Source organism: Aureivirga sp. CE67 (assembly GCF_015767245.1).
GTDB lineage: Bacteria > Bacteroidota > Bacteroidia > Flavobacteriales > Flavobacteriaceae > Aureivirga.
This window is the reverse complement of the sequence record NZ_JADOTV010000001.1, coordinates 482,076-508,575: the sequence shown is the minus strand read 5'-3', so window position 1 is coordinate 508,575 and position 26,500 is coordinate 482,076. Positions and strand designations below refer to the sequence as shown.

Genomic DNA, 26,500 nt, shown 5'->3' with positions numbered 1-26,500 from the left:
CAGTTTTATAGGATTTAATTTGTAAATTCACTTTTGAAATTTTCAAAAATTGCATGGTTTTTGGAATTTAATATTTTATTGAAAAACCAAATTAGATTTTATGAAGCTTAATAAATTACTATTCCTCCTATTGTTTAGTGTTAGTACCATTTTTGCACAACAAAAAGAGTATAAAAAAACTTGGAAAAAAATTACCGAATTAGAAAAGAAAGGTTTACCCAAGTCGGCTATGAAAACTCTTGATTCTCTTTTTACAGTGGTTCAAAAAGAGAATAACAAACCGCAAATTGTTAAAGTAATTCTGGCAAAGAATCACTTTAGAACTGCTTTTGAAGAAAATTCTGAAACTAAATCAATAGACTTTTTAAAAGAACAAATTAAAGATCAAGAATTTCCTGTAAATGCTATTTTAGAGAATATTTTAGCAAAAACATATTGGGATTATTTTCAAAGAAATAGATATAGGCATTATAACAGAACAAGAAATGAATCTATAAAAGATGAGGATTTTAAAACTTGGGATGCTTATAAGTTTTTGGAAGTTGTAGAAAATTTATATTCTGAAAGTTTAGAAAAGCCTGATGCTTTGAAAAAAATCAAGTTGAAAGATTATGAAGCAATGCTTGTAAATATAAAAGGATCGAAGATATATCGTCCTACTTTATATGATTTTTTAGCGCATAATGCTTTAACTTTTTTTAATCATAGTGAAAGTACTATCACAAAACCAAAGGATGCTTTTCTGATAAATGATAAAAAATATTTTTCAAATATAGATACTTTCGTAAAATTGAAAATTACTTCAAAAGATACTCTTTCTCAAGAAGTGAAATCTTTAAAATTATACCAAGATTTATTGTCTTTTCATAAAGGAAATAAAAATGATTTACCTCTAGCGATGGTAAACATCGAGCGTATGAAATATGTAAGAAATCACACAAATTATGCAGATAAAGAGCAGGATTATGAAGAAGCTTTAAAAACATTTTTAAACAAAAATAAAAACACAAATGCTTTTGCTTTAATTTCTTATGAATTAGCATCTTTTTATAGAGGACAAGGAAATCAATATTCAATTTCAAATCCAAAATATCAGTGGAAGCTGAAGGAGGCTGTTGCAATTTGTGAAACAGTAGTTGCAAAAAATAGAAAAGGAAAGTATACGAAGGATTGTAAGGTTTTATTGAAAAGTATAAAAAATGATTATATAAATATTCAGCAAGAAAGATTTTTACCAATAGAGCAAAATTCTAAGGTTTTAATTTCGTATAAAAACACAAAAGATATTTATTTTAGAATTATAAAAGTTGATGAAGAAGATTTAAAATTTATAGAGAAATATAGATATAATTATAATAGGAAAGATACTATAAAAACGTATTTAAAAAAGAAAACACCTTTAGAAAAATTACATTATTCTTTAAAAGATATTGAAGATTTTCAGATTCATACTACAGAAGCTTTAATTCCTCCTCTAGGAAATGGAAGATATGTTTTAGCCTTTAGTTCTTCTGAAAATTTTAAAGATTTTAGTTATAATATTTTTCAGGTAACAAATCTGTCTTTAATTCAAAATGAAAATGAAGGAACTTATATTTATCAAGTTGTAGATCGAAATACTGGAAAACCGATTTCGAACGCGAAAGTTCATTTGACAAGTGAAAATAAAGAAAAGCCATTAGACAAAGGTTTTATTACAGATAAAAATGGGGAGTTTTCATTTATGAATACTTCTAGCAATAATTATTACAATTTAAAATTTCGAGTTTACTCAGATAAAGACGAAGCTTTTTTTGGAAATTTAAATCAATATCGATCACATAAGAATACTTCAAATAATAAAGAAGAACCATTAAAAGTGCATGCTTTTACTTTTACGGATAGAAGTATTTATCGACCTGGGCAAACAGTTTATTTTAAAACGATTGCTTTCACAGAAAAAGGAAATGAAACAAATGTTTTAGAAGGAAAACAATTTCAGGCGATTTTAAAAAATGCTAATTATGAAGAAGTTCAGAAATTAGATTTTAAAACAAATGAATTTGGTTCTTTTGCTGGAGTCTTTCAATTACCTACTGGTGGATTGACAGGACAATATTCAATACAAATTATTAAAAGTGAAAAAGAAAATTCTCTTAATCTAGAATATAATAGAGCTTCTTTCAGTGTAGAGGAATATAAAAGACCAAAATTTGAAACAGAAATTTTACCAATTAAAAAGACTTATCAGGTTAATGATAGTGTTTTTGTAAAAGGAAATGCAAAAGCTTTTTCGGGAAGTGCGATTTCGGAGGCGAAAGTGACTTATAGTGTAAATAGAACTGTGAATTTGCCTTATTGGTACTATCGAACGAATGGATTTGGTTATTCTCCTGCACAGCAAATTGCAATTGGAGAAGTTATAACGGATGTAGAGGGGAATTACACAATTCCGTTTAAAGCAGTTCCCGATGAAAATTATGCAAAAGATTTTTTACCTGTTTTTAATTATTCTGTGGAAGTTTCGGTGACAGATATTAATGGAGAAACGCATACTGCAAATACAAATGTAAAAGTGGGATATCAATCTTATGAAGTTGCTATTGAAAACAAACCTATTTATTTTATTAAAACTAAAGATGCGAAGATTAAATTAAATGTTACCAACTTAAATGGAGAAAAAGCTACTGCATCTGGTAAAATGAAAATTTATGCTTTAGAATCTCCAAAATTAGCTAGAAATCGAACTTGGAGTGCACCAGATTTCCCAATGTATTCTGAAGAAGAATTTAATCAACTTTTTCCACATGATTTTTATGGAAATCAATCTGATTTTAAAGATTGGAAAAAAGGAAAAGTTGTTTTTGAAAAAGAATTTGATACAAAAGAATCGGAAGAAATTAGTTTACCAAGTTTTAAGAATTGGAAACTTGGTAAATATCTGATAGAAGTTGAAGTTGCAGATAAAAATGATCTTAAAATAAAAGAAGAATCTTATTTCGAGTTGAATAATCCGAAATCGAAAAAAGTTTTAAATAATGAATTGTTTACGATTCAAACAAATAAGAAATCTTATAAGAAAGGAGAGAAAGTAAAATTGAAAATTGGTTCTGCTTCTCCAGAAATGTTTGTGACAATAAGAGTTGAAAATGATCAGAAAATTATAAAGGAAGAAATTGTAAAACTTTCGAATAGGATAAAAGAAATTACTATTGAAATTCCTGAAAATCAAAAAACAGATTTCTTTGTACATTATTCTTGGGTCAATTTTAATTCTTCAGGAAATGGTTCAGAAAGAATTATTATAGATAATCCGAAAAGAAAGGAATTACAAATTATTGCAAAAACGTTTAGAGATAAATTGGAGCCAGGAAAAAAAGAAACTTGGTCTTTTACCATTTTAAATGATGAGAACAATGTAGTTGCTTCAGAATTTTTGGCTAGTATGTATGATGCTTCTTTGGATCAATTAAAAAGTCATGATTGGTATTTTCATTCTTTTCCTAGACAAAAATATGCTTACAGTGATTTTAAATCAGATAATTATTTTTCTTTTGGAAGTGAGTCTAAAAGTTTCATGATAAAAAATAAGTATAAATTTAGTGTTTCTCAAAGTTTTGATCGATTTAATACATCTAATTTTGATGGAGTTGTATATAGTTCTTTGAAAAATGAAAGACATGCTCTGTTAGCGAATTATAAACAATACAAAGGAGATTATAGTGGAGAAGCTACGTGGAGTACTGAAAGTGATTCTGAGCTTGAAGCTGAAGTTTTATTAGGAGCTATAGGAGAAGATGAACAAATTAGATCTGATAATTTAGGTAGAAAAGGAGTTTCAAAAGCAGAAGCAGCAGTTGAAAAACTTGTAGGAATTGAAAAAAATAAGAGCTCAAACCCCAAAAAACAACCAATCCAAATTCGTAAAAACCTTCAAGAAACCGCTTTCTTTTATCCTCAGTTACGAACAGACAAAGATGGGAATGTACAATTTGAGTTTACAAGTCCTGAAGCTTTGACAAAATGGAAACTACAATTATTAGCACATACAAAAGATGTGGTTTATAAAATTGAAGAATTAACCACAGTTACTCAAAAAGAATTGATGGTAATTCCGAATGCTCCAAGATTTTTTAGAGAAGGAGATGCGATGACTTTTACAACGAAAATTGCAAGTTTAAGCGATGAAAAATTAGAAGGAAAAGCACGTTTAGAATTCTTTGATGGAATTACAGAAAAACCAATTAATCATTTATTAGATAATTCGGATTTTGAGAAAGATTTTTCGGTAGCAGCTAACGGAAATATTGCTGTGAATTGGAATATTAAAATTCCAGAAGGAATCCAAGCGATTCAGTATAGAGTAGTGGCAGAAACTTCTACTTTTTCGGATGGAGAACAAAATACACTTCCTGTTTTATCGAATAGAATGTTGGTGACAGAAACTTTACCGATGTGGGTAAATTCAAACGAAACGAAAACATTTACTTTAGACAAACTAAAAAATACAAATTCAGAAACAAGAACAAATTATAAACTGACTTTAGAAGTAACTTCCAATCCGATTTGGTATGCGATTCAATCTTTACCTTATTTAATGGAATATCCATATGAGTGTAGTGAGCAAACTTTTTCAAGATTTTATGCGAATGCTTTAGCAAGCCAGATTTTGAATCAGCATCCGAAAATTCAAAGAGTTTTTGAACAATGGAATAATACAGAAGCTTTGCTTTCTAATTTGGAGAAAAACCAAGAATTAAAATCATTATTGATTGAAGAAACACCTTGGCTGAGAGAAGCACAATCGGAAACGGAACAGAAAAAGCGAATAGCATTATTATTTGAGTTAAATCAACTGAAAAATGCGCAGCAAAATACGATTCTGAAATTGGAACAAATGCAATTAGAAAATGGAGGATTCCCTTGGTTTAGCGGAAATGATCGAGTGAATGATCGAATTACATTACATATTGCTACAGGTTTTGCACATCTTCAAAAAATGGGAGTTATCTTAGATGAAAAAGAATCTAAGATTTTTGAAAAAGCAAAAACCTATCTAGATAAAAACTTGATAGAAGACTATGAAAAGCTTCTAAAGAATGCTGAAAAACATAAAAATCCGAAAAAGTATTTGGCGCAAAATCATTTGACCAATGAAGTGATTTCTTATTTGTATTTATGCAGTTTTAAACCAAGTAAAAACCAAGATAATCAAGAAGCTTTAGTGTATTATACAAAACAAGCTGAAAAATATTGGTTGAAAACAAATCTTGGTGCACAAGGTAAAATAGCACTGTTTTTCTCTAGATATGGAAATACTAAAAATGCTAAAAATATCTTGAAATCTTTAAAGGAAAGAAGTACTAATAATGAAGAATTAGGAACCTATTGGAAGAAAAATGTTTCGAGTTGGTATTGGTATCAAGCTCCGATAGAAACGCAAGCTTTATTGATTGAAACTTTTGCTGAGATTGATTCGGATACAAAGTTTGTAGATGGTTTAAAACAATGGTTATTGAAAAATAAGCAAACAAATCGTTGGGTAACGACAAAAGCGACTACAGAAGCTATTTATGCTTTGGTTTCTACAGGAACGAAATGGACAGAAAATGAAGAAAATGTTGGAGTGAAAATTGGAAATCAAACTTTAGATATTTCTAAGTTGGAAGCTCAAAAACCAGAAGCAGGAACAGGATATTTTAAAGAAACTTGGTCGAAAACGGAAATTCAACCAGAAATGGCAGAAGTGACTTTAGAGAAAAAAGGTGAAGGAATTGCTTGGGGAGCTTTGTATTGGCAATATTTTGAAGATTTGGATAAAATTACGACTTCGGAAACTGGACTTTCGATTCAGAAAGAATTATTTATAAAGAAAGTTACTACAGAAGGAGATATTTTGAAGAAAATCACAAAAGAAAATCCTGTGAAAGTAGGAGATTTAGTTACAGTGAGGATTATTCTGAAAGCAGACAGAGATATGGATTTTGTACATATGAAAGACATGCGAGCTTCAGGTTTTGAACCTGTAGATGTGATTTCGGAATATAAATGGCAAGGTGGTCTTGGTTATTACCAAAGTACAAAAGATGCAAGTACGAACTTTTTCTTCTCAAAAGTGCGAAAAGGAACGTATGTTTTTGAATATAATGTAAGAGCAAATAATGCTGGAGATTTCTCTAATGGAATTACAACGATTCAAAGTATGTATGCTCCAGAATTTTCTAGTAATTCGGAAGGTGTGAGAGTGGAGATAAAGTAAGAATAAATTTAAATTACTATAAAAAAATCCGAGTTTGTAGCTCGGATTTTTTTGTTTTTATAAATCTAGTTGTTATTAAGTTTTCTTTGGATCACATTTGAAAGTTAAAAGTAGACTTTGAATATTTTTTTATTCAATTATTAATAATTGGAATTTCTTTGAAGTTGTATTTTTTATAGAGAATTTATCATCATTAAAAATTCCTTTATAAGGGTTGTATTTACCTCTTTTTTTATTAGTAGCTACTTTTTGATATTTAATTTTTCCATCTTTTTGATATGTTAAGATATATACAAATTCAGTTTTCATAAATCCCATCCCAAACACAATATCATCATTTGTTGCTTTAATTTCTCCATCTATTTGAATTACAATGTGTAATAAATCATTTTTAATGAAAGCTTTATGAATAGGTTTAGCATCTAGTTTAGGGATTAAATCTCCCCATTCTATTGAATTATCAGTATTTACTTTTAAAACAATTAAATCACTCCAATAGGTATAAAAACCACCATTCATTGATTTTTTAATTTCTTTTTCGGCAATTATATATTTGTTCCCTTGACTGTCTTTAAAAGATTCACGAAATTTATAATCGGTTAATTCTTTTGATTTTGATTTTTGTTGTTTAGCAGTAAGATTTTCTTCTCCATAAAATTCTTGTAGTACTTTATCTGGAATTTCTATAAATACCTGATCTTTTAATGTGAAATCATTTTTTGAAATAATAAAAGAAAAATACCCTGCAATATTTGCTGTTTGCGTTTCATGAGAAGTGAAACTTACTAAAGTAATTTCATTTTTTCCATCAATTATATCAAATTCACTTTCGTTATATTTTTCTTCAAAAGGAATGTTTAATTTTTGTAGTTTAGAATCAATCACTCTATAGATTGTTAACCCATCTTTTAAATTAAACTTTTTTCGTTCTTTTTTCGTAAATGTTTTTTTTACTAATGCATATGCTTCTCCTTGATTATTAATTTTAGGTGTATATAGAGTTGTCCATCCTTTATTTTTTTTTCCTTTAGAATAAAGTAAAGAACTACTTTGTAATTCTTTTTTTTCAATGTTTAATACTTCTAATCGATATTCTAAATCACGATTTGAATTTTTTTTCGTAGAAATAAAAGCTAAATATTTATTGTTGGCAGAGAGATTAAATGAATTTAAATCTTTATTTCTTTCACCAATATCCGCAATTTTCTCACTTATAAGTTCGTTTGTGTCTACATTGAATGAATGAGACATGATAATATTATTCTTTTTCCCTTTTTGTTGAATTGTAAACAAATGATATTTTCTATTTAAAAAGGCTTCTCCTAGTAAAACTTCATTTTTAGTAGCTTTTAAATTTTTGCTTAAAATATATTTTGAACCTTCATAAATTGAAAATTCGTATCCTTTTTTTGTATAAAACAAGATAAAACTTTTACCGGATCCTAAATTTTGAACTCCTGAAGATTTGTTGATTTTTTCTTTTCCTTTATATGGTTCTGTTAGCAATATTTTATAGTCTTCTTGATTCTGAGAGATTCCATTAAATGAAATTATACTCAAAAATATACATAGCAATAATTTAAATTTTTTCATAAGTATTAATTCTTTTGTTAGCTACGCAATTTAGTAAATAGTAAATAGCGATATGAAATTATATTATTTCTTTTGTAGTATCCTAATTTAAAGAAGCTCCAAGAAAAATATTTAATCTATAGTTTATATAAAACTCTACTCATTATCGGGTAGAGTTTTTTATTTTTGGCTTGATTGCTAAAAAACAAATAATATGAAAAAATACTTACTTCTTTTACTTCTTGTATTCAATGTTTTTGTCGGGTTTTCGCAAAAATATAGTTATGAAAGACTTTGGGATAAAGTTGAGAAATATCAAGATGAAGAATTACCGAAATCTGCGTTAAAGGTTTTGGATAAAATTGTGCAGAAAGCGGAAAAGAGAAAAGATGCTGGAGGCCTTTTTGAAGCAAATTTGGAGAAAATTGAAATTCTAGCAGAAATTTCTGAAAATGGTGATATGGATGTTGTTGCTTTTTTGAAAAAAGAAATTGCTAAGAATTCTGGTGTTGTAAAACTTGCTTACCAACTTGAGTTGGCGAGGATATATATAGATAATTATCCTGAGAATTTTTATCGAGAAACACGAACGCTTATGGAAGAAAACGAGAGTGAGGATATTGATACTTGGGATAAGAATACGTTTGATAAAGAGATTGGGAAATTGTGTGAAGAATTGTATTCTAATAAAGAAATGTTAGCAGCTTCTTCAGTTGAAAAATATGAATATTTAGGATATTTTGCTGATTGGGACGATGAGGTAGATTTTACTTTGTATGAAGTTTTTCTTTTTGAATATATCTATGCTTTGGAGGAAATTTATTCCTTGAAATATTTATCTAAAATTCATGAGCAGGAAGCTTTTTTGAAAACGAAGCAAAGAAATAAGGTTCTAGAACTTTATCAGGAAGGTCTTAAGTTTAGTCAAGAGAATAAGATGAAAAATTTTTATTGGAATTTGGAGCGTTTGGCTTTTACTGGAGAGGAAATAGAATCAGAGGAATTATTGGATGTTTTGTTGGTTTTTTTTGAGGAAAATAAAGAGCTTAAAGAAGCTGGGTTGATCATGGAGGAAGCTATACATCAGATTCGGATGATTTCTTTTCATGATGATCTTGAAAAAGAACTAAAATACATGAAAAGGATTGAGTTTTTGATGGAGGGTTTTAAGAAGAATTTTCCGGATGCTGAGGTGGTAAAAGCTTATGATAAATTTTATAATTCCTTTAGAACTCCTTTTCTAGATATAAGTACAAATAAAAATATACTTGAGGATTCTGCTTCCAAAATTTTAGTGAAATATAAAAATGTAGATTCTCTTTATCTGAAAATATATAGATCTAATTTAGGAGAATTAGACTTGAAAAAGGCGACACTTATTCATGAAAAAAAATATGATTTAAAGCAAAAGAGTCAAATTCAGAAAAGTTTTATAGAACTACCAATTCCTGCGTTAGAAAAAGGAGATTATTTTATAGAATATAGTGTAAATGATAAATTTTCAAATTCTAAAACAGTTGAATTGGATGTGTCAAATTATTCTTTAATTTTTAACAATCAAATAATCAATGCGAAAACGGGAAAGGTGTTAAATGATATTTCTGTTCGAGTTTATAATAACCAAAAAATTAGGGATAGCTTTTCTAAAAATTTTGAAATTAAATCAAGAATTGCCAAAATTGATACCAAAATCAATTTGGATGAAAAAGGGTTTATTGATATTGGTAAAATCGACTCGGAATATTATAGTGGAGTTCCTGTGATTATTGAATTTACAAAAGATGATAAAGTTTATCAGCTGCATTCTATTTTAGGTGGTGAATATCCGGTTTATCATGAAACAGAATATAAGAAAAAGGAAAAAGGAGTAGTTTTTGAGATTTTTGCAGATAGAAAAATTTATAGACCAAATCAGGAAGTTCATTTTAAAGCTTTGGCTTTTTTTGTCAATAGAAATAAAGGGAAAATAACCAAAAAACCAATTTCTAATAAACATTTTACAGTTTTTCTGAAAGATGCAAATGGAGAAGAAGTAGATAAAAAACATTTGAAAACAAATGATTTTGGTTCTTTAAATGGAACTTTTAAAATTCCAAAAGATGTTTTGTTGGGAGAATACACTATTTATTTAGATACAGATGGAAATTATGATGATAGATATATAGATAAATATTACGAAGATGATTTTGGTTTTGAGGAAGAACTTCAGATTCAAGTAGAAGAATATAAAAGACCGAAATTTAAAATAGAACTTTTGCCTATAACAGAATTATTTTCTTACAAAGACTCTGTTAAAGTTAAAGGATATTTAGATAATTTTTCTGGAGATAAGTTGCAAAATATAGATGTGCAATATAAGATTGATTATAAAGATGGTGTAGATAATGGGATAGTACAAACGGACCAAGATGGGAATTTTGAATTTTGGTTTGTTCCAGATGATTTAGATAGAAGTTTTGAAATAGAAATTACTGCCACTGATGAAAAAGGGGAAACACATTCTATTGAGGAAAGACTTTATGTTGATGATGATTTGACAATTTATATGTATTATCCAAAGAAAATGAAAAGAGAAAATTTGGATAATAGTATAGTGCTTAATATAACTAATTCAAATCGTAAACATTCTCCTGTAAAAGGAAAAGTGAAGATTTATAAAGATATTTCTTCAGGATTGGGGAAATTAGATATTCAGTGGGGAAAACGTTTTAATCGAGATGAAAAAAAGTATTATGAAGAAGTATTTTATCTGAGTAAAGAAGAACATGATACATTATTTCCAAATTTCGCTTATTCTAAGAAACAGAAAAAAGGAGCTTTGGTGTTGGATTTAGATTTTGATACTGAAAAATCTAGAGAGTTAAAGCTGGGAGATTTGTCCAATTTAGAACTAGGAAAATATATTATAGAACTTGAAACAGATTCGATCAAAAATAGAGTTTTTACAGTAACTAGGGAGTTTGCATTACTAAGTGATACCAGCAAAGAACCTGTAAAAGATTTTTTTGGATTGGTATGGACTACAAAAAAAGAATATCAAAAAGGAGAAGATATCGTTTTAAAATTAAATTCAAATCAACCAGATTTACAAGTTCATGTTTTTGTAAAGTCACAATGGAAAGAATTGAGTTATAATGTAATTCCTATTAATAAAGAAATCAAAGAATTTAGAATTCCTACAAATGATTATCATGTAAATGAGGAAGTTTGGATTGAATATTATTGGGTGTATAGTGGTGAAATAAAATCGGGTAACTTTTTTATAAAAATTGCAGAAGAGAAGGAAGATGTACTTGAAATAAAAACAAAAACATTTAGAGATAAATTAAAACCTGGAGCGAAAGAAAAATGGACCTTTGAGGTTTTAAATCAAAATAATAAACCTGTAAAATCAGAAGTTTTAGCTTCGATGTATGATCTTTCTTTAGATGTTTTAGGTGAACATCGTTGGAAGGAACTGACAAATCATTGGTATCTTGGATCTTCATACCGTTTATATAATTCAAATTATTATTTATCTTTTCAAGATTTTGAATTAAAAGAACTTCAAAGGGATAAATTCTTCACTATTATAGAAAGTAATCAAATACCAAAAGAACAACAAGGGAAAAAGTTTATACTGAAAGGTTTGATGCATGATAAAGATATGAATATGGAACCTTTGGCATATGCAGATGTAATAATTTCTGGAACAAAAAGAGGAACAACAACAAATATAGATGGAGAGTTTGAAATAGAAGTAGAAGCAGGAGATACAGTTGTCTTTAGTTTTATGGGCTATGAAACTATGGAGTATCGTGTTTCAGGTTTTTATAGTAATATTAGTGTTACGATGGAAGGAAATATAGAAAATGCATTGGAAGAAATCAGTATAGGTTATTCAAAAAGCTCTGCTTCAGATACTTTAAAAGTTGAAAAACTTCCAGTTCAAATTCGTAAAAACTTACAAGAAACAGCTTTTTTCTATCCAAATTTAAAAACCGATAAAAACGGAAAAGTTTCTTTTGAATTTGAAAGTCCAGAAGCACTGACAAGATGGAAATTGCAATTATTAGCACATACCAAAGATTTGAATTATGCGATTAAACAACTGGAGGTTGTAACGCAGAAGAATTTAATGGTTTTTCCGAATGCTCCAAGGTTTGTGAGAGAACAAGATACGATTCAGTTTCAAGCGAAAATTTCGAGTTTAGTTGATGAAAAATTAGAAGGAAATGTAAGATTAGAACTCTTTGATGGAATTACAGGAAAACCGATTGATGGTACTTTAGGAAATTATGATTTTGAAAAAAGTTTTGTTTTAAGTGAAAAGGGAAGTGTTTCTAAAAGTTGGAAATTTTATATTCCTGATGGTTTACAGAAAATCCGATATAGAATCATCGCAGAAACTCCAAAATATTCAGATGGAGAACAAAATGAAATTCCTGTATTGACTAATAGAAAATTGATGACAGAAACGTTACCGATTTGGGTAAATTCTAAGGAAAAGAAATCTTTTACTTTTGAGAAATTAAAGAATGCAGAATCTTCTTCTATGAAAAATCATCAATTGATTTTAGAGTTAAATTCCAATTCAATTTGGGAAGCAATTCAATCTTTACCATACTTGATGGAATATCCTTATGATTGTTCAGAGCAGACGTTTTCAAAATTATATTCCAATATTTTAGCAAGAACACTTTTAGATCAGAATCCAGAAATTCAAAAAGTATTAAAAGATTGGATTAATTCAGGAGGTTTGACTTCTGAATTGGAAAAAAATCAAGAATTAAAATCGATTTTGATTGAAGAAACTCCGTGGTTACAAGCTGCAAAATCAGAAGAGGAACAAAGAAAAAGAATTGCACAATTATTTGAATTAACTGAGCTAAAAAATCAAGAGCAAAAGTTTACAGATAAATTAAAACAAATGCAATTTGCTGAAGGAGGTTTTCCTTGGTTTTCTGGAGGTACATATGTGAATGATCGCATTACTTTACATATTGTAACAGGTTTTAAACATCTGCAAAAATTAGGAGTAAAATTGTCTGACGAACAATTAGAAATTGTAGAAAAAGGAAGTTTGTATTTAGATAAAATCATTGAAAAAAAATATTATAAAATATTAAAAGTAGATAATGATTTTAATGAAGGTCTTAATCATTTATCTGATTTTATCATTTCTTATTTATATTTAAAAAGTTTTGATGTTGAAAGAGGTTTAAAAACAAGTGAAGCTATTGCTTATTTTGAAAGTCAAGCTAAGGAATATTGGAAAAATAGAAGTTATGCTTCGATGGTAAAAATTGCACTTTATTTTCATCGAAATAATGAAAAGAAAATAGCCTCTGCTATAAAGAAATCATTGAAAGAAAAAAGTTTTTCTGATGAAGAATTAGGAATTTATTGGAAGAGTGATAGAATTAATTATTACAGCTTTTGGTATGATAATCCTGTAGAGAATCAAGCTTTAATGATTGAAGCTTTTGCAGAAATGGATTCTGATAAGAAATTTTTGGAAGGATTAAAACAATGGTTGTTAAAGAATAAACAGACAAATCGTTGGGGAACAACGAAGGAAACAACTTCTGCTATTTATGCTTTGGTATCTTCAGGAACAAAATGGCAAGAAAATGGTAAAAATCTAAAAGTGAAAATTGGCAAGAAACAGTTGGATTTTAATCAAAAAGAAAATCAAGACTTGATGGATCCTGTTGGAACTTTAAAAATGGTTTGGAAGAAAGAAGAAATAAATTCAGAACTAGGAACAATAACTGTAAAGAAGAATGGAAGAGGAATTGCTTGGGGAGCGATGTATTGGCAATATTTTGAAGATTTGGATAAAATAGAAAATGCTAAAACAGGACTTTCTATTGAGAAAAAATTATACATCAAAAAGACAACAAATAGAGGAGATGTCTTACAGGAAATAACGAAAGAAAATCCTGTGAAAGTAGGAGATTTGGTTACGGTGAGAATTATTCTGAAAGCAGATAGAGATATGGATTTCATCCATATGAAAGATATGCGAGCTTCTGGGTTTGAGCCTGTAAATACGATTTCGCAATATAAGTGGCAAGATGGTTTGGGGTATTTTGAAAGTACAAGAGATGCAAGTACAAATTTCTTTTTTTCGAGGGTTGAAGAAGGAACTTATATTTTCGAATATGATTTAAGAGCGAATAATGCTGGAAATTTCTCTAATGGAATAACGACAATTCAAAATATGTATGCTCCGGAATTTTCTAGTCATACGAAAGGAACTCGTGTGGAGATAAAGTAAAAATCACGATCCTAAAAACCTTAAAAACTCTATTCTTAATTGGATAGAGTTTTTTACTTTAGAGCCAAATTGTTAAAAAATAATATATGAAAATAAAATTACTCCTATTTACAATGTTGGTTTTCAACATTTCTTTTTGTGTTGCTCAAAAATATGATTATAGTAAACTATGGCAAGAATATGAAAGTTTCAAGGAACAAGAAATGCCAAAGTCTGCTCTGAAAATTTCGGATAAAATTATTCGGAAATCGAAAAGGAAAAAAGATACGCTAAATTATTTGAAAGCTAAATTGGATAGAATTAATCTGATACAGCAAACTTCAGAAGATGGTACAAGAGCTATTATTGATTATTTAAGACAAGAAATAGATGATAATAGAGATTTGTATAAATTGATGTTTCAGCTTGAATTAGCAACTGTTTATAGTGATTATATAAAGGCAAATAAATTTTATTTAAGTAAAGCTCCTGATGAGGTTACTGAAAATTCTGAAGATTTTTCAAAATGGAATTATAATCGTTTTGAAAAAGAAATAGATAAATTGTTATCTGAAATAAAAAGTAATAAAGATTTGCTATTAAAATTTTCACTTCAAGATTTTAAAATAATCTATGATGGGAATTTGAATGATGATTTGACTAAACTTAGTTTATATGATTTTTATTTCTTTACATATATCGAAAATTCGAAACGAAATAATGATAGAAGCAATAGAGAAACTATAAGTTTAGAAGAGTTTTTAAAATCAGAATATAAGAACCCAGTTTTTCAATTATATCAAGATATTCTGAGTCATCATCAAACAAACAATAATGATTTTGCTCTTGTTTTTTGGAATTTAGAAAGATTAAAATATTCGAATGATTATTGGAGAAATGAAGATGAATTATTAGATGTTTTGATGCATTTATATAAGCAAAATAAAAACATAGAAAGTTCTGGGTTGATTTTATTAGAAATAGCAGAAATAGCTTTAACAAGAGAGGATATTGATCCTTTTGAAGAAAAACCAAAGTGGACTAAATTATATATTTCAAATTTATGTAAAGATTATATTGAAAAATATCCTACAGCGAGTAAAATGGAGAAGTTGTCAGAAGCAATTTCTGAGTTTTCAAAACCATTTTTAGAAATTAAAACTAAAGAGTTTATACCTTCCAATTCGCCTTCCAAATTGTTTGTTACTTATAATAGTATAGATACCGTATTTTATAAGATTTATAAGCTGAAAGATTTTAAAAAACCTATTGAAAAATTAGAAGAAAGCGAGTTGAATTTAATTGTTCAAAAAGAATGCAAAATTCTTAAAAATGACTTAGAAAAGCATACAACAGAGTTTTTAATTCCAACATTAGATTATGGGAAATATTGTATTTCTGTAAGTGATACAAGAGATTTTAAAAATTCTATTTCAAATTATTTTACGGTTACAGATTTGTTTTTAAATGTCTATAGAGATCCGTCAGAAGTTTACACGTTTCAAATATCAGATCGAAAAACAGGTAAACCAATAGAAGATTGTGAAGTGAAATTTTATAACAATAGAGTTTACACGTATGATAAAAAAATAAATAGAGATTCTATTAAAAGTGTCAGAATAATAAAAGACACTATTTTAAAAACTAATGAAAAAGGTGCTTTTGTTTATGTAAACAAAACAGGTTTAAAAAAAGACTATTTGAGAATTTTGAGTTCTATAGAAATTGCAAATGGAGAAGAGACTTTAACTATTGAGAATTTTTCGTTGAATAATTATGTGGAGAAATCTGAAGCAGAAAAAGAAGCAGAAATAGAAAGAATAGGGTTTATTCACGTTTTTACAGATAGAAGAATATACAGACCAAATCAGAAAATATATTTTAAAGGAATTGCTTATTATATAGAATCTGCTGAGAATACAGTTTCCAAAAAAGTAATTAAAAATAGACATTTTGTTGCGTATTTATTAGATAAGAATAGAAGAAAAATTGCTGAGTTAAAATTGAAATCAAATGATTTTGGATCCATAAATGGAGAATTTTTACTTCCTCAAAATATTGCTACAGGAAGGTTTGAAATTGAAATAGAAGATGATTATGATGTGGAAGAAGATGAAGAGTTTTGGGATGAGTTTTTAGATGATATAGAAACAGAACCTTATGACTTTCATGTGGAGGAATATAAAAGGAAAAAGACAATAATAGATTTTTTGTCTAATAAAGATATTTCTCGATTTAATGACACAATTACGATTAAAGGAAAAGTTTCCAATTTTGCAGGAAATGCTTTGAGTAATACAAAAGTGTCTTATGTTTTAGAAGAAAGTGGTTATTCGGAAATGGGAACCCATGATAAAAGAACTATGGACAGTGTTCGAACAAATGCTTTTGGTGAATTTGAAATTAAGTTCTTTTCTGAAAATAAATTAAAAATAGAGAAGATTTACTATAAACTAAAAGTGGAAGTGTCAGATTTAAATGGAGAAACTGTAGAGGCTAATTTCCGTAAAAAAATCTCAGAAATACCATTTGATTTTAAAATTAAAACTTCGGATGTTTTTATTAAAGAAAAAAATAATTCTAGAATAGAAGTTGGTTTATTTAATGCAGATAGGAATGAAATTAAAGGACAAGGAAAAATAAGAGTTTATAAGAAAAAAACGAAAGAAAATAATTTAATTTCTGGTTATTGGACAAATGATTATGAAACTAGTAATTATTTTAAGAAGAATTATTTTGCAGATGCTCCTGTTCTTTCAGAGGAGGAACATAGAGCTTTATTTCCGTATTTGAATTATGGATTTATGGATGAAGAATCTCAAAAAGGAGCTTTTATAAAAGAAATTTCATTTGATACAGAAATATCAAGTTTTGTAGAGTTAGGTGCTCTTTTAGATTGGAAAAATGGTGAGTATATTTTAGAATTTGAATCTGAAAATTATAAAGGATATGTTGCTAAAATGACAAAAGAGATAAAAGTTTTAAACTTAGGTTCTGATGAGAAAATAAACAATAACTTTTTTGATTTTAATATTATAGAGAAAGAAGTTGAAGAAGGAGAAGATATTATTTTAAAATTGAGTTCTGGTTTAGAAAATTTTTATTTGAATTTTCATGTAAACCAGATAGATACTCCTGAAGATATTAGAGTAATTCACCTTTCAAATGAATCAAAAACTGTTCGAATTCCGACAGAAATTATAGGAAAGACTAGAAGTGTTTTTATCGATTATTATTGGGTTTACAAAGGTTGTTATCAACACAAGACAGTTAAGGTTTTAGTGAAAACACAGAAAAATGAAAAATTAAAATTCAAAACCATAACTTTTAGAGATAAAATAAAACCAGGGGAAAAACAAAAATGGTCTTTTCAAATAGTAAACTCTAAAAATAAATTTCCAAAAGTAGAAGTGATGGCTTCTATGTACGATCAATCTTTAGATTATTTGGATGATTATTTAGATAATTACTGGACGGATGAATTAATTAAATATGCGAGAAGAGATTATGAAGAAGATTTTTCTTATCATTTTAATGAATCAAGTTTATATACTCCTTGTTACAGTATACGCAATAATTTATTGAATTATATTCAAAAAGAAAGAATTGAGCTTGCTAAAAAAGATTCAAAAAGGAATCTAGAACTTTTGCAAAAAAGAAAAAAAGAAAAAAGTAAAGATAATTTCATAACAGTAACAGGTACTGTTTCGGATAGAGATGGAGCTTTACCTATCGCATCTGTTATAATAAAAGGGACAAATATTGGTACGGAAACCGATTTTGATGGAAATTATTCAATTGAAGCAATTCCGGGGGATATTTTAGTATTTAGCTATGTAGGGTATAATGATGAAGAGGTAGTGGTTTCTGATTTGTACACCGTTTTAAATGTAGAATTGAAATCTGGAAATGTGCTTGAGGAGCTGAGTTTAGGCTATGTGAAAAAGAAGACGATTGATACAATACAGAATAGAAATTCTCCAGAATTAAAAATTAGAAAAAACTTTCAAGAAACAGCATTCTTTTATCCTGAACTGAAAACAGATCAAAACGGAATAGTTTCTATAGAATTTGATGCGCCAGAAGGTTTGACAAAATGGTGTTTGCAAATGTTTGCGCATACAGAAGAAATGAAATATGGTTTAAATTACTTGGATGTTGTTACGCAAAAGAATTTGATGGTTTTTCCAAATCCACCAAGGTTTTTTAGAGAAAAAGATACGGTAGAATTTAGAACAAAAATTTCTAGTTTACATGATAAAAAGTTGAAAGGGAAAGTCAAATTAGAATTGTTTAATGGAATTACAGGAGAATCTATAGATAAATTAGCAGGAAATACAGAACTTGAAAAAGATTTTTATTTAGAAAAAAATGGAAATACTTTCAAGAGTTGGAAATTTAATATTCCAGAAGGAGTAGAAATTATTAGATATAGAATTATAGCAAATACACCAGAGTTTTCGGATGGTGAACAAAATGAATTACTTGTTCTTTCTAATAGAAAATTAGTGACAGAACCCTTACCAATTTGGGTAAATGGAAAAGACACGAAAACTTTTACTCTTGAAAAATTAAAAGAAACAAATTCTGATACTAGAACAAATTATCAGTTAATGGTGGATGTGAATTCAAATCCTATTTGGGAAGCAATTCAGACGCTACCATATTTGATGAATTATCAATATAATTGTAGTGAGCAAACTTTTTCAAAATTGTATGCAAATCTTTTAGCAACCCATTTATTTGAAGAAAATCCTGAGATAAAATCGATTTTTAAACAATGGGAAAATATAGAAGGGTTGAAATCAAATTTAGATAAAAATAAAAATTTAAAATCTATTTTATTAGAAGAATCTCCTTGGTTAAATAAAGCTAGAACTGAGAAAGAATGGAAGCAAGATATAGGGAAGTTACTAGATTCAACTTCTTTAAAAACTGCAAGATTAGGATATATTGAAAGGTTGAAAAAGTTACAAAACCATCATGGAGGATTCGGATGGTTTTCTAAAGAAATGATTAGCCCTAAAATTACATTACATATTGCGATTGGTTTAGAGCAATTGAAGAAAATAGGAGTAGAACTAGCAGATGAAGAAATAAGTTTTTTATATGACAGTAAATCGTTTGTGGATTTAGAAATTAGAGAACTTTATAATAAGATTCAGAAAAATGAAGATAAAAAGGATATTTATTATGATAAAGATTTTGTGATTTCTTATTTGTATTTGAAGAGTTTTAATACAGCGATAGATGAAAATAATAAAAAGGAATTACATTATTTTTCTTCTTTGTTTAAAAAGAGTTGGATGAAATTGAATTTAGGATCGCAAGCAAAATTGGCTTTATATTTTAATAGAATAGGAGAGGAACAAACTGCAAAAACAATTCTAAAATCATTAAAGGAAAGAAGTATTTCGAATGAAGAATTAGGAATTTATTGGAAATCAAATGGATCTAGCTGGTATTGGTATCAATCGTCAATAGAAACACAATGTTTGTTGCTAGAAGCTTTTTATGAAATTGATAAAGATTCAAAATTTGTAAATGGTATAAAACAATGGTTATTAAAGAGAAAACAAACCAATAATTGGGAGACAACAAAAGCGACAACGAGAGCAATCTACGCATTGATGTTGACCAATTATGATTGGATCAAAAGTGAAAGATCTATGGTGTTAAAAGTTGGACAAGAAAAAATAAAACCTACAAAAGGAAATATTGAAGAGTTAGAAGCTAAAATTGGATATATTAAAAAATCTTGGTTTAAAAATGAAATTAAACCAGAAATGGCTGAGGTAACGATTAAAAAGAAAGATGAAGGAATTGCTTGGGGAGGATTGTATTGGCAATATTTTGAAGATTTAGATAAGATAGAAACTGCTGAAACAGGGCTTTCGGTTCAAAAAGAATTATTTCTAAATAAAAATACTTCTGAAGGAAATAAATTTGTGAAAATTACAAAAGATACTCCGATAAAAGTTGGAGATTTAGTAACGATACGAATCATTTTAAAAACTGATAGAGATATAGATTTTGTACATATGAAAGATATGCGAGCTTCAGGATTTGAACCAGTAGATGTGATTTCGGAATATAAATGGCAAGGAGGTCTTGGTTATTATCAAAGTACGAAAGACGCTAGTACGAATTTCTTTTTCTCATTAATTAGAAAAGGGAACTATGTTTTAGAATATAATGTGAGAGCAAACAATGCTGGTCAATTTTCTAGTGGTATTACAACCATTCAGAGTATGTATGCTCCGGAGTTTTCTAGTCATACGAAAGGGGTGAGAGTGGAGATAAAGTAATTAATGGCTTAGGGATAGTAGCGGCATCCTTTTTTGCCTTTCTTCATTAGGTTGAATTAGCAAAAAAGATATAGCGGAAAGCCCGACCTGAAAGGGAAGCTCCAAGATAAAATAAAACGCTATTCCATATTAGAATAGCGTTTTTTGTTTTTAGGTATGTTGAATTTCTTTGGTTTTGAAAATAGAAATAAGAAGAGAAATGAAAGAAATACTAAGAAGAGCAATCACAAATTCCGGGAAATAGAGTAGTGCGATGGTCAGAATAATTCCTCCGAGAATAGATTGTATCAGAAGATCATTTTTGGTTTTAGATCTAAGAATATGAATTCCGAAAGCAAGAAGTAAAATTCCCATTGTCAGACTAAAACCGTTGTGGAAATCCAGTACGGAAATATTTGAGCCTAATTCTGAAATAGAACCTTCCATTAAAGCTCTTAATTCTGGAAAAGGGTTTTCTGAAAGTTCGAAAATAAAATGAGTGATTAGATGTCCAGAACCTGTAAGAATCATCGTGATTCCTGCGATTTTTTGAAATGTTTTATTTGTCATAGTTGTGAATTTATTTTAGACAAATTTCATTCAAAATACTGGATGTGTTAATTAACTTTGGTTAATTAATGTGAAGAAAGCTGTTTTCTGATTCTACTCAAAGATTGAGGTTTAATTCCTAAATAGCTTGCGATATGTTTTAAAGCATATTTCTGAAAAAAATCAGGCTGTGTTTCCATTAAAAGTAAATAACGTTCTTTTGGCGTCATAAATAGCATTTGTTCAGTTCTTCTTTTACTATTTAAAAATATTTGCTCACTGATAATTCTTCCGAATTTATTCCAATAAAAAGAAGTTTCATAAAGCTTTTGTAAACCATGATAATCTAAAAAAATAATTTCTCCTTTGTCTATTCCCTGAATGTGAAGATTTGCTGAGGTTTGTCCGATAAAACTTTCGTAATCTGTGATGAATTCGTTTTCAGATCGAAGTAAAAGATTGGTTTCTTCCAATTGATCATCCATAAAAAAAGAACGAACCGAACCACTTTTGATAAATGCGATAAAAGAGCAAACATTTGGTGGGGAAAGAAGCATTTCATTATCCGAAAATTCTTTAGTGTAAAGGTGGGGTTTTATAGCTTCCCAATCTTCATTTTCAATAGGTAGAATTTGGTTTAATATTTTTTTTAGAGCTTCGATGTTTTTTGTTTTAAGATTTATCCAAATTTAGAGTAAAAATCTTAGTTAAGAACCAATTTTTAAGGATATTCTGGATGTAAATAAAAGCGTGTTTTTTTAAAATGTGATAAATTCTGCTATTTATCTATTTTATTTGTTAAATAATTTGCATTCTACTTAATATTTTAAATTATTAAACAATTTGCGTTTAAAAAACAAAAAATACTAGAATCCATGACAAATGTCTTTTTTGCTAAATTTCAATTTATTAAATTGCGATACTAAATTTTATAGAAAATGGAATTTTTAACAGATATTGAGATTGCTCAACAAACAGAGTTGACGCACATTAAGAATATAGCCGAAAAATTGAATATTGAAGAAGATAATATCGAAATGTACGGAAAGTACAAAGCGAAACTTCCTTTAGATTTAATTGATGAAGATAAAATCAAAAACAACAACTTAATCTTAGTAACAGCTTTAACTCCAACTCCAGCAGGAGAGGGGAAAACTACAGTTTCTATTGGATTAACAGAAGGATTAAACAAAGTTGGAAAGCAAGCTACAGTTGTACTTCGTGAGCCTTCTTTAGGTCCTGTTTTTGGTATTAAAGGTGGTGCTGCCGGAGGTGGACATTCTCAAGTTGTTCCAATGGAGGATATCAACTTACACTTTACTGGAGATTTCAATGCTGTTGAAAAAGCAAATAACTTATTAGCTGCTTTAATTGATAACAATATTCAAAGTAAAGTAAACAATTTAAACATTGATCCAAGAACAATTCTTTGGAAACGTGTAATCGATATGAATGATCGTGCTTTACGTCAAATCACTATCGGTTTAGGTGGAACTGCAAATGGAATTCCAAGAGAAGACGGATTCAATATTACTCCAGCTTCTGAGGTTATGGCAATTCTTTGTATGGCTACTAGTTTTGAAGATTTAAAACAACGTTTAGGAGATATTTTTGTTGGATTTACATTCGATAAAAAACCGGTTTTCGCTCGTGATTTAAAAGCTGAAAATGCAATGGCAATCTTATTAAAAGATGCTATTAAGCCAAACTTAGTGCAAACTTTAGAAAAGAACCCAGCAATTATCCACGGTGGACCTTTCGCAAATATTGCACAAGGAACAAACACTATTATTGCTACGAAAATGGGACTTTCTCTTTCTGATTATGTTGTTACAGAAGCAGGATTTGGAGCAGATTTAGGAGCAGAGAAATTCTTAGATATCAAATGTCAAGCTGCTGGATTAAATCCAAAAGCAGTAGTATTAGTTGCTACAATTCGTGCGCTACGTCACCACGGAGGAGCGAAGAAAGAAGAGTACAACACACCATCAGTAGAAAGAGTAACAGAAGGATTCAAAAACTTAGAGAAACATATCGAGAACATTCGTAAGTTTAACATTGAGCCAGTTGTTGCATTAAATTCATTCATTTCTGATTCTGAGGAAGAAGTAAACTTCATCATCGAGAAATGTGCTTCTTTAGGAGTACAAGCAGTAGTGTCTGAAGGATGGGCAAAAGGAGGAGAAGGAACGAAGAAATTAGCGGAAGCAGTAGTAAATGTTGTGGAAAATAAAGCTTCTGAATTCAAACCTTTATATGACTGGAATAGTCCAATCAAAGAAAAAATCGAAACAATTGCTCGTGAAATTTACGGAGCAGAAGGTGTAGATTTTGAACCAAAAGCAATCTTAAACTTAAAGAGAATTGATAGATTAGGATTTAATGATTTTGCTGTATGTATGGCGAAAACTCAAAAATCTTTCTCTGATAACGATAAATTAATTGGAAGACCAACAGGATTTAGAGTTACAGTTCGTGAAATCGAAATTGCAGCAGGAGCTCGTTTCGTAATTCCAATCTTAGGAAAAATGATGCGTATGCCAGGATTACCAGGTGTACCAGCTTCAGAAGGAATGGATATTGATAACAATGGAGTTATCTCTGGACTTTCTTAAGAAGTTTTAAAAATATATTATATAAAAAATCCGAGTTCATTAGAGCTCGGATTTTTTTATTAGTTTTTAATTATTATCGGAATTTCAAATTCTAAATTAGTTGGAGTTCCTCTTGCCGTTGCTGGTTTTGCTGGAGGAATTAGTTCAATAGTTTCTATCAGGATACTATCAATTTTTGGAAATTCTTCTTTTAATTGTTCTTTTAAAACCAGATCTACCAAATGAGAACTACCCAAAGTATCTACTTTCATTTTGATAAAAATAGTATCATTTACCGCATTTTCAGATTCAAAATTTTGACTGTTTAAAGAATTATAAATCTTTTGCGAAATATAATTGATAAAACACATTTTTTGTTCTTCTAAAGACATTTCCTTGTTCTCACAATCTGTAAACAAAGGAAAAGCGTCGATGTTCTGATTTTTTATAATCGAATCGATATTAATTTCTTCCTGTACATTCTCTTGTTGTTTCAAATCTTTTTTCTCAGGCTTACAGGAGATAAAAAGAAGTAAAAACAGAATAAAATAACCTTCCTTGTTCATCATAATACAAATTTCTTCAAAATTACATTTATTCCTTCATTTAAAAGAAAATACTTACGTTATAAATTTAAAAAAACATTTAAGTATATTGTGCTTCAATTATCAAAAAATTAAATGTAAAAGAAAATTATGGATATCGTTTTGATTGTTATTGGTTCAATATTTATTGTTTTAGGAATCGTAGGAGCAATAGTTCCAGGAATTCCAGGACCAATTATGAGTTGGGTAGGACTTTTACTAGTGAATTTTACAGAATTTATTCCTTTCCAAAATAAATTTATAATCATTACTGCTTTGATAGCAATTGTAGTTACGGTTTTAGATTATGTTATTCCGGCTTTGGGTACAAAAAAATATGGCGGAACCAAATATGGCGTCTGGGGAAGTATTATCGGATTATTTGTAGGAATGATTTTCTTTAACTTTCTAGGAGTTATAATCGGACCTTTTATCGGAGCTTTTGTAGGAGAGTTGATCAAGAATTCGAGTGATCATAAAAGAGCTTTAAGAGCTGCTTGGGGGAGTTTTGTAGGTTTTATATTTTCTACATTATTAAAGCTAGTGTTAAGCTTTGTATATATGTACTTTTTTATAGCAGATATTATTGAATTTTTCTAATATTTAGAAATAAAAAACTCTCCAATTAGGAGAGTTTTTTAATGTTTTATTTTGCTGGAATTTTCAATTTTTGTCCAATATGTAAGTTGTTCGATTTTAAGTTGTTTAATTTCTTAATCGCTTCAACTTTAATACCTCCATATTTTTGAGAGATTTTATATAAAGTATCTCCTTTTTTAACAACATGAGTTTTTCCAGAGCTAGTTAATTTCTTGTCCTTTACATGCGTAGCTTTTACATTTTTATCATATTTATGTAATTCATACTTTTCAATGATAGAAATTAGCTTAGCAGGATATTTTGGATCTGTAGCATAACCAGCTTTTTTAAGACCTTTTGCCCATCTTTTGTAATCCGTTACTTTATATTCGAATAAGAACGAATAACGATCTCTTTCTACTAAAAATAAAGAATGATCACGGAAAGAATATTTAGGATGTTTATATTTCCTAAAACATTCTCCTTTTCTATCATCATCATGATATACTTTTGGTCCTTTCCAGTCTTTATGACATTTCACACCGAAGTGATTGTTAGATTTTGAAGCTAATTTACTTTGCCCTCTTCCTGACTCTAAAATACCTTGTGCTAAGGTAATACTCGCAGGAACTCCATACTTTTTCATTTCGTCGATTGCAATCTTCCTGTACGTTTCAATATACATAGTGGTCAATTCCAAGTTTGTATATCTTTTTTCAGGTCTGCTAGTAACATTTGTTGAGTTGGAAGCAGCTTTTTTGGAACTGCCACAAGAGATCAATAAAATGCATGCAAAAGCAGATAAGAATAGTTGTTTAAAATTCATAAGCTTCGTTTGGTTAAGTTGAGTTTTGTGTAATTTTTTATTCTATGTAATGTTTCTTTTAAATGAATATTATTTTGGGTTAAAATTAATCAGAGGTAAGTTCTTTTTTGTTAATAACTTATTCATTCCTTCAATTCCTTGAAGCCCTCCAGAATGTATTAAAAGAATTTTGGAACCTTCTTTAAAATAGTTCTGTTTGATTAAATCTACAACACCAAAAACCATTTTTCCAGTATAAACTGGGTCTAATGGAATATTGGTCTGAAAGATAAAATTATTTATAAAAATAATCAACTCTTTGTTAATTTTTCCATAACCTCCAAAATTATAGTTATGAATTAGTTGCCAATTTTCTTTTTTATTGTTAATAAGTTTTTTGATGTCGTTTTGTAAAAACGCGCCTTTTAGAGCAGGGAAACCTAAAACTTTTTGATGTTCTTTAGTTGAATTAATAATTCCAGAAATAGTTCCTCCTGTTCCTATTGCACAACAGATATAATCAAACTCAGCATCCTTTTCTGTCAAAATTTCTTCACAGCCTTTTACAGCCAAATTATTTGTACCTCCTTCTGGAACTAAATAAAAATCTCCGAATTTCTCTTTTAATTTTTGAATAAATTCATCCGTATTTTTTTCTCGATAAGCTGATCTGGTAACAAATTCTAACTGCATTCCATTTTCTACAGCAAATTTCAATGTTGGATTGGTAGCTAAAATTTTTTCCAAATCATTCGCTAATTCTTCTCCACGAATAATTCCAATAGTTTTAAATCCACAAAGATTTCCAGCAGAAGCTGTCGCAGCAATATGATTGGAATAAGCTCCACCAAAAGTCAAAAGAACTTTTTTGTTTTGCTTCTGTGCTTCAAAAATGTTGTATTTCAGTTTTCGAAATTTATTTCCAGAAACAAACGTATGCAATTCATCTTCTCGTTTTATATATAACGAAACGCCACTATCTTTTATTTCAGAAAGCTCAATATGCTGAATTCGACTCTCTTTATCTTCTGAAAAAATCATACAACTATTT

The 26,500-nt window shown here is 28.7% G+C and carries 11 protein-coding genes; 5 read left to right on the top strand and 6 right to left on the bottom strand.

The genetic code is table 11. The features are described from left to right. Positions 1 to 100 precede the first annotated feature (100 nt). Positions 101 to 6,238: an alpha-2-macroglobulin family protein gene (locus I0K12_RS02235; protein WP_196885272.1), complete on the top strand. Its 6,138-nt coding sequence runs from the start codon at positions 101 to 103 to the stop codon at positions 6,236 to 6,238. Positions 6,239 to 6,367: 129 nt separating this feature from the next. On the opposite strand, the gene I0K12_RS02230 is transcribed toward I0K12_RS02235, so the two are convergent. Further along, on the bottom strand, positions 6,368 to 7,831 hold the full coding sequence (locus I0K12_RS02230; protein WP_196885271.1) for a hypothetical protein: 1,464 nt from the start codon (positions 7,829 to 7,831) through the stop codon (positions 6,368 to 6,370). Between the two features lie 193 nt (positions 7,832 to 8,024). Between I0K12_RS02230 and I0K12_RS02225 the strand changes: the two genes are divergently transcribed. Then, positions 8,025 to 14,072 carry an alpha-2-macroglobulin family protein gene (locus I0K12_RS02225; protein WP_196885270.1) on the top strand — a complete coding sequence of 2,016 codons (6,048 nt, stop codon included), beginning with the start codon at positions 8,025 to 8,027 and terminating at the stop codon, positions 14,070 to 14,072. Positions 14,073 to 14,158: 86 nt separating this feature from the next. Continuing rightward, the gene (locus I0K12_RS02220) at positions 14,159 to 20,359 is read left to right on the top strand and encodes an alpha-2-macroglobulin family protein (protein WP_196885269.1); all 6,201 of its coding nucleotides are present in this window, start codon (positions 14,159 to 14,161) and stop codon (positions 20,357 to 20,359) included. Between the two features lie 150 nt (positions 20,360 to 20,509). Here I0K12_RS02220 and I0K12_RS02215 read toward each other — a convergent pair whose 3' ends face one another. After that, entirely contained in the window at positions 20,510 to 20,908 is a 399-nt protein-coding gene (locus I0K12_RS02215; protein ID WP_196885268.1) for an LIC_13387 family protein, read from the bottom strand. A gap of 65 nt (positions 20,909 to 20,973) precedes the next feature. Continuing rightward, positions 20,974 to 21,444: a Crp/Fnr family transcriptional regulator gene (locus I0K12_RS02210; RefSeq protein ID WP_196885267.1), complete on the bottom strand. Its 471-nt coding sequence runs from the start codon at positions 21,442 to 21,444 to the stop codon at positions 20,974 to 20,976. A 381-nt stretch (positions 21,445 to 21,825) separates the two neighbouring features. Here I0K12_RS02210 and I0K12_RS02205 point away from each other — a divergent pair, with 381 nt between their 5' ends. Further along, positions 21,826 to 23,502 (top strand): formate--tetrahydrofolate ligase, encoded by a 1,677-nt coding sequence (locus tag I0K12_RS02205; RefSeq protein ID WP_196885266.1) that lies wholly within the window; start codon positions 21,826 to 21,828, stop codon positions 23,500 to 23,502. 59 nt (positions 23,503 to 23,561) lie between these two features. Here the strand turns inward: I0K12_RS02205 and I0K12_RS02200 are convergent, their stop codons facing one another. Next, positions 23,562 to 24,050, bottom strand: a complete 489-nt coding sequence (locus I0K12_RS02200; RefSeq protein ID WP_196885265.1) for a hypothetical protein — start codon at positions 24,048 to 24,050, stop codon at positions 23,562 to 23,564. Between the two features lie 126 nt (positions 24,051 to 24,176). On the opposite strand from I0K12_RS02200, the gene I0K12_RS02195 reads away from it, so the two are divergent. Further along, a complete protein-coding gene (locus I0K12_RS02195) occupies positions 24,177 to 24,665 on the top strand; it encodes a DUF456 domain-containing protein (RefSeq protein ID WP_196885264.1) in 489 nt (162 codons plus the stop codon). Between the two features lie 46 nt (positions 24,666 to 24,711). Here the strand turns inward: I0K12_RS02195 and I0K12_RS02190 are convergent, their stop codons facing one another. After that, positions 24,712 to 25,470, bottom strand: a complete 759-nt coding sequence (locus I0K12_RS02190) for a glucosaminidase domain-containing protein (RefSeq protein ID WP_196885263.1) — start codon at positions 25,468 to 25,470, stop codon at positions 24,712 to 24,714. Positions 25,471 to 25,539: 69 nt separating this feature from the next. After that, positions 25,540 to 26,490: a 1-aminocyclopropane-1-carboxylate deaminase/D-cysteine desulfhydrase gene (locus I0K12_RS02185; protein WP_196885262.1), complete on the bottom strand. Its 951-nt coding sequence runs from the start codon at positions 26,488 to 26,490 to the stop codon at positions 25,540 to 25,542. Positions 26,491 to 26,500: the final 10 nt, after the last annotated feature.